Origin of the sequence: Methylocaldum sp., from assembly GCF_039794385.1 — a bacterium.
Classification (GTDB): Bacteria; Pseudomonadota; Gammaproteobacteria; order Methylococcales; family Methylococcaceae; genus Methylocaldum.
Genome location: NZ_JBDIVO010000262.1, coordinates 1 through 6,524, shown reverse-complemented (window position 1 = coordinate 6,524; position 6,524 = coordinate 1). Strand labels below are relative to the sequence as shown.

The 6,524-nt window shown below is 65.8% G+C and carries 7 protein-coding genes; all 7 read left to right on the top strand.

Features of this window, described 5'->3' with window-relative positions; all coding sequences use genetic code 11:
• Positions 1 to 704, top strand: a 704-nt coding sequence (locus tag ABJK70_RS18145; RefSeq protein ID WP_347258686.1) for a nickel-dependent hydrogenase large subunit, incomplete at its 5' end; no start/stop codon positions are given.
• A 1-nt stretch (position 705) separates the two neighbouring features.
• Complete coding sequence (hypA, locus tag ABJK70_RS18140) at positions 706 to 1,047, top strand: hydrogenase maturation nickel metallochaperone HypA (RefSeq protein WP_347258685.1); 342 nt, start codon at positions 706 to 708, stop codon at positions 1,045 to 1,047.
• Positions 1,048 to 1,049: 2 nt separating this feature from the next.
• Positions 1,050 to 1,922 (top strand): hydrogenase nickel incorporation protein HypB, encoded by an 873-nt coding sequence (hypB, locus tag ABJK70_RS18135; RefSeq protein ID WP_086133397.1) that lies wholly within the window; start codon positions 1,050 to 1,052, stop codon positions 1,920 to 1,922.
• Positions 1,919 to 4,225, top strand: coding sequence for a carbamoyltransferase HypF (gene hypF / locus ABJK70_RS18130; RefSeq protein ID WP_347258684.1), 2,307 nt, complete (start codon positions 1,919 to 1,921; stop codon positions 4,223 to 4,225). Before hypB ends, hypF begins: the two co-directional genes overlap by 4 nt.
• Positions 4,216 to 4,464: a HypC/HybG/HupF family hydrogenase formation chaperone gene (locus ABJK70_RS18125; RefSeq protein ID WP_347258683.1), complete on the top strand. Its 249-nt coding sequence runs from the start codon at positions 4,216 to 4,218 to the stop codon at positions 4,462 to 4,464. Before hypF ends, ABJK70_RS18125 begins: the two co-directional genes overlap by 10 nt.
• Positions 4,451 to 5,542, top strand: coding sequence for a hydrogenase formation protein HypD (gene hypD / locus ABJK70_RS18120; protein ID WP_347258682.1), 1,092 nt, complete (start codon positions 4,451 to 4,453; stop codon positions 5,540 to 5,542). Before ABJK70_RS18125 ends, hypD begins: the two co-directional genes overlap by 14 nt.
• Positions 5,543 to 5,546: 4 nt before the next feature.
• Positions 5,547 to 6,524: hydrogenase expression/formation protein HypE (hypE, locus tag ABJK70_RS18115; RefSeq protein ID WP_347258681.1), on the top strand; the 978-nt coding region annotated here is incomplete at its 3' end.

Below are 6,524 nucleotides of genomic sequence, written 5' to 3'. Positions count from 1 at the left end.
GCGGTCTGTGGCATACGCCGCAGCCAGACCTGGAAGCGGTCCGGCATTGGCTGGAGCACGATACATGCGCGGCAGTGGCGTGGATGCGACCCGCATTACAGCCCGGCTGGCCCGATTTCGGCCGCTGCGCAGTGGATGCGCTGCCGGCATTCTCCGATCCGATGCTGAAAGCGGCGCTCGGACCGGGATCGATGCGCGTGAGTCCGACATGTCCGGAATGGGACGAGCTACCGCGCGAGACCGGCTGTTTGGTCCGCCAGAGTTCGGCCCCGCTGATACGGGAGGCCTTGGCGGTTTACGGCAAGGGCTTGTTCACCCGCATGCTGGCGCGGATGGTCGAATTGAACTCGCTGGTCCGCAGTTTGATCGAGGGTATCGAACAGCTTGCGCCGATCGAACCCGGCTCGCTGCCGGGTCGTACCGGCGGTATCGGCGTCGCGCAAACCGAGGCGGCACGGGGCCGCCTCATACATCGCGTCGAGGTGGCCGACGGTCGCGTTTGCGATTATCGTATTCTGGCGCCGACGGACTGGAATTTTCATCCCCGCGGCCTGGTATACCGGGCGCTGCTGGGCGCGGCGGTCGGCGATGCGGATTCGGCCAAGGCACGGATCGAAGCGTTTTTGCGGGTCGTGGACCCTTGCGTCGACCATCGGCTGATTCTGGAGCCGGCCGAACGGCCCGTCCCAACCCCTTTGTTTTGACATGCACGAGCTATCCCTCTGCCAAGGCATCATCGATATCCTGGAGACCGAAGCAAGCAAGCAGCACTTTGCGCGGGTGCGGAAGGTCAGACTGTTAGTCGGCCCTCTCGCGGGGGTCGATCGTGCAGCCTTGGGCTTCGGCTTCGAAGCGGTGAGCCGGGACACGATCGCCGAAGGAGCGGAACTGGAATTCATCGATACGCCGGGCCTGGCCTGGTGTTTTGCTTGCGATCGTACGGTGGAAATCGCGCAATATTACGACCCGTGTCCCGCATGCGGCGGGCATCGCCTGAAAGTGACCGGGGGCGAGGAATTCAGAATTCTCGATTTGGAGGTGGAATAAGCATGTGTACCGTTTGCGGCTGCGGCGAAGCCGATCAGCACCATCACGCTCACGCCCACGATTCGGAGCATGAGCATACCCACGATCACGGCCATGACCATGGTCATCACCATCATCACCACGGCCAAGGCGCTGCCGGACTGAGTATCGACGGTCTGAGCCAGGAGCGCATCGTTCGCATCGAACAGGACATTCTCGGCCGCAACGACGCCCATGCCCGAGGCAACCGGCAATTTTTCGAAGGCCACGGCATTCTCACCGTGAACCTGCTTTCGAGCCCCGGGTCCGGCAAGACCACGCTGCTCGAGCGCAGCATCGCGGATCTTAAGGAGCGGTTCGACGTCAGCGTGATCGAAGGCGACCAGCAGACCGAGAACGATGCGGAGCGCATACGCGCCACCGGCGTTCCGGTGTTGCAGATCAACACCGGCAAGGGCTGTCATCTGGACGCTCACATGGTCGGCCATGGCGTGCAAGATCTCAAGCCCGCCGATTACGGCATCCTGTTCATCGAGAATGTCGGCAACCTGGTCTGTCCGGCCATGTTCGATCTGGGCGAGGCGGCCCGCGTGGTCATCCTCTCGGTCACCGAGGGCGAGGACAAGCCGCTGAAATACCCGGATATGTTCCATCGCGCCGATCTGGTCCTGATCAACAAGATCGATCTGTTGCCCTATCTGCGTTTCGACATCGAGCGCTGCCTCGGCTATTTGCAGCAGGTCAATCCGGACGTGGAAACGATCCGTGTTTCGGCCACTACGGGGGAAGGGATGGACCAGTGGTACGGATGGCTGGAACGACGCCGCAAGGCGCTGTTGGCCGAACGACTGGCGGGACTGGAGCGTCAGGCCGCGGCGATTCGGGCGCGGATTTGAGCGTTGCCGCCGAGGCCGGACGGCAGCGCCGGCGGCTGACGCTGAGCGGTCTGGTGCAGGGCGTGGGTATGCGGCCTTTCGTGTACCGCCTGGCGCGGGAACTGGACTTGGCCGGCCGGGTATCCAACGGCCCGGAAGGGGTGATCATCGAGGCGGAAGGCGATGCGTCGGCTTTGGCGGCATTCGAAATCCGTCTGAAGCGCGAATGCCCGCCGCAGGCCGACATCGTCGATTGCAGCGTAGAAAGCGTTCCCGCCGTCGGCGAGCGAAATTTCCGGGTCGCGGCGAGCCGTGCGGATGGCGCAGTCGCTCCGTTCGCTCTGCCGGATCTGGCCCCATGCCCGGACTGTCTTCGGGAACTGTTCGATCCCGGCGACCGCCGATTCCGTTATCCCTTCGTCAGCTGCACCCACTGCGGCCCCCGCTACAGCATCCTGGACGCCTTGCCGTTCGACCGGGAGCGTACCGCCATGGCGGGCTTTCCGCTCTGCGCCGAGTGCATCGAGGAATACCGCGATCCTTCGGACCGGCGTTTTCATGCCCAGACCACCTGCTGTCCAAACTGCGGCCCGACTTTGGCTCTATGGGACGCCGCCGGTCGCACGCTAGCGCATGGCGACGAGGCGATGTTGCAAGCCGTCGAGCGCTTGCGGCAGGGACAGGTGCTGGCGCTTCAAGGGGTGGGCGGATTCCAATTGCTGGTCGATGCGGCGGATGAAAAAGCGGTGCAGCGTCTGCGCGAACGCAAACACCGGCCCCACAAGCCGCTGGCGCTGATGGTGGCTGACCTCGCGGCGGCACGCGAGCTTTGCGATGTGACCGACGCTGAAACGCGGCTGCTGACGTCATCGGCAGCGCCCATCGTGCTACTGCGCCGCCGCGATGCGTCCGGGTCGATCGCATCCGGCATTGCGCCGGGGCAGAATCACCTGGGGCTAATGCTACCGGCCTCGCCCGTGCACCATCTGTTGGCGCGGGATTTCGGCGCGCCGCTGGTTTGTACCAGCGGCAACCGGGGCAACGAACCGATCTGCATCGCGCCCGAGGAGGCTCAGCAACGCCTGGCCGGCATCGCCGACGGTTTCCTGGTGCACGACAGGCCGATACGGCAGCCTTTGGACGATTCCGTGCTTCGCATCGCCGACGGAAAGCCCCTGATGTTGCGACGCGCCCGAGGTTATGTGCCGCGCCCGGTGACTCTGGATGCGGATACGCCGCCGATCCTGGCCGCCGGAGGGCATCTCAAGAACACGGTTGCCTATGCGGACGGCGGGCGCGTGATCTTGAGCCAGCACCTCGGCGATCTCGATACGGCGGAGTCACTGGATCGCCATCGCGCCACCGCCGGTCTGCTTCCGTGCCTGTTCGGCCGTCCGCCTCGGTCGGTCGCATGCGATCTGCACCCCGATTACGCCGCCGGCCGCTGGGCCGAAGCCGCCGGGCTGCCGCTGCGGCGCGTGCCTCACCATCTTGCCCACGCGCTGGCCTGCATGGCCGAGCATAGTTTGAAGCCGCCGCTTCTGGCCGTGACCTGGGACGGCTTGGGACTGGGCGAAGACGGCACGCTGTGGGGCGGGGAATTCCTGCGCATCGCCCCGGACGGTCATCGCCGCATCGCCGGCCTGCTGCCGCTGTGCCTTCCCGGCGGCGAACGCGCGATCAAGGACCCGCGGCGATCGGCCCTAAGCGTGTTGTACGCCCTGCACGGCGAGCAAACGCCGGACTACTTGCCGGCCACGCTGGAACCGCGGTTTAAACCGGCTGATCTGACTGCGTTATTGCGGCTGCTGCAGACCGGCACGCGGTCGCCCGGGTGCAGCAGCGCGGGGCGCTTGTTCGACGCGGCCGCGAGTCTTTTGGGACTGTGTCAGGACGTCAGCTTCGAGGGGCAGGCGGCGATGGCGCTGGAGGCCTCTGCGGAGCAAAGCGGGGAGGGCGACGGGACGACTTATCCGATGCCCGTGATCGACGGCGAGCCGAAACGGCTGGACTGGCGTCCCTTGTTCCGGGCGCTGTTGGACGACCACGCGGCCGGCGTGCCGGCGGCCGTTCTCGCCTTTCGGTTTCACGCCAGCCTTGCGGCCGCCATTACCGACGTCGCGCTTGCCGAACCGATTTCCACCGTCGCCCTGGCCGGCGGCTGTTTTCAGAACCGCCTGCTGCTGGAGCTGTGCGCAGAGCGGCTCCGCAATGCCGGCTTGCGGGTATACTGGCCGGAGCAGATACCCCCCAATGACGGCGGCCTGGCGCTGGGCCAGATCGCCGCCGCGACATTTTCCGAGGAGCTTCTCACATGTGTCTAGCCGTACCCGGTCAGATCCTCTCCATCGAACAGGCCGACGATCCCTTGCTGCGATCCGGTCGGGTCGATTTCGGCGGCGTGGTCAAGGTGGTGAACCTGGCCTATGTGCCGGAAGCCGAAGTCGGCGATTACGTCATCGTTCATGCCGGTTTCGCGATTTCGCGCCTGGACGAGGCCGAGGCGCAGGCGGTGCTGAAAGAGATTGCCGCATTGGAGGACATCACCGATGAAATATCTTGACGAATACCGCGACGCCGCGTCGGTCAAGGCCCTGGCCGACGCCATCGCGCGCCGGCAGACCCAGCCCTGGACACTGATGGAAGTCTGCGGCGGGCAGACCCATTCCATCGTCAAGCACGGCCTGGACCGCTTGCTGCCGCCGTCGCTGAGCCTGATCCACGGCCCCGGCTGCCCGGTTTGCGTGACCCCGGAGGCGATCATCGATCAAGCGCTGGAGCTGGCGGCCCGCCCCGGCGTCATCTTCTGTTCCTTCGGCGACATGCTGCGGGTGCCGGGCTCTCGTCATGATCTGTTGACGGTCAAGGCCCGCGGCGGCGACGTGCGCATGGTTTATTCGCCTCTGGATGCGCTGAATCTGGCCCGGGAAAATCCGGAGCGCCAGGTGGTGTTCTTCGCCGTGGGTTTCGAAACCACCGCGCCGACGACTGCGATGGCCGTGTTGCAGGCGCAGCGCTTCGGAATCAAGAACTTTTCCTTGCTGGTCGCCCACGTGAGGGTGCCGCCCGCGGTGGAAACCTTGTTATCGGCGCCCGACAACCGGGTCAACGGTCTGCTGGCGGCGGGCCACGTTTGTGCGGTGATGGGCTACACCGAATACGAGCCCATAGCCGCCCGTTTTCGCGCGCCCATCGTGGTGACCGGGTTCGAGCCCCTGGACATCCTGCGCGGCGTCCTGAGCTGCGTGGAGCAATTGGAAGAGGGGCGCGCCGAAGTTGAGAACCGCTATGGCCGTGCGGTGAGCCGGGAGGGCAATCGACCGGCCCAGGCGCTGATGGAGCAAGTTTTCGAACCCGTCACACTGAGCTGGCGCGGCCTGGACGCCATCGCAGACAGCGGCCTGGGACTGCGTCCCGAGTTTGCCGATTTCGATGCGGTGCGCCGCTTCGAGCTATCTGTTCGGAAGACTGCCAGCGCCGGTCCCTGCCGCAGCGGAGAGGTCTTGACCGGGCGGCTGAAACCCTTCGAGTGTCCCGCCTTCGGTACGGCCTGCACCCCGGAACATCCCCTGGGCGCAACCATGGTTTCGTCGGAAGGCGCCTGCGCCGCTTATTACCGCTACCGCCGCGATGCCGCCTGAAGCCATGAGCGACGACACCCGGTTGATTTGCCCGGCGCCCATAGGCCAGTACGCCCAGATCGTCATGGCCCACGGCGGAGGCGGGCGGCTGATGCAGCAATTGCTGGAGCGCCTGGTGCGCCCGGCCTTCGCCAACCCGCACCTGGACCAGCGCCACGACAGCGCGGTCTTGGACGTGGGCGGTAAGCGGCTGGCCTTCACCACCGACGGCTACGTGGTCAAGCCGCTGTTCTTCCCCGGCGGCGACATCGGCAAGCTGGCGGTGTGCGGCACCTTGAACGATCTCGCGATGAGCGGTGCGAAACCCTTGTTCCTGAGCGCCGCGCTGGTGATCGAGGAAGGTTTTCCGGTCGATGATCTGGCGCGCGTTCTGGCCAGCATGAACGCCGCGGCGCAGGCGGCGGGAACGGCGATCGTCACCGGCGACACCAAGGTGGTCGAAAACGGCAAGGGGGACGGGCTGTACATCGCGACCAGCGGCATCGGCCTGATCGAACATGACCTGCAAATAGCCCCCGCCGGCATTCGGGAAGGCGATGCGATCCTGCTGAGCGGCGACATCGGCCGCCATGGCGTCGCGATCATCGCCGAGCGGGAAGGGCTGGGCTTCGAAACCGCCGTCGAAAGCGATTGCGCGGACCTGTCCGGCCTCGTGATGCAATTGCTGGCGGCCGGCGTCGAGCTGCATTGCCTGCGCGATCTGACCCGCGGCGGGTTGGCGGCGGCGGTGCTGGAGCTAGCCAGGGATGCCGGGTTCGACATGGAGCTGAACGAGGACGCCATACCGGTCGCCACGCCGGTGCGGGGCGCCTGCGAAATCCTCGGTTTCGACCCGCTCTACGTGGCCACCGAAGGCCGCATGGTCCTTTTCGTTCCGGCGAGCGCCGTAGGCCGGGCGATGGATGTGCTGCACGCCCATCCTTTGGGGCGCGATGCGTCTCTCATCGGGCGGGTCGGCGCGGCGGGCGAAGGGCGAGTCGGC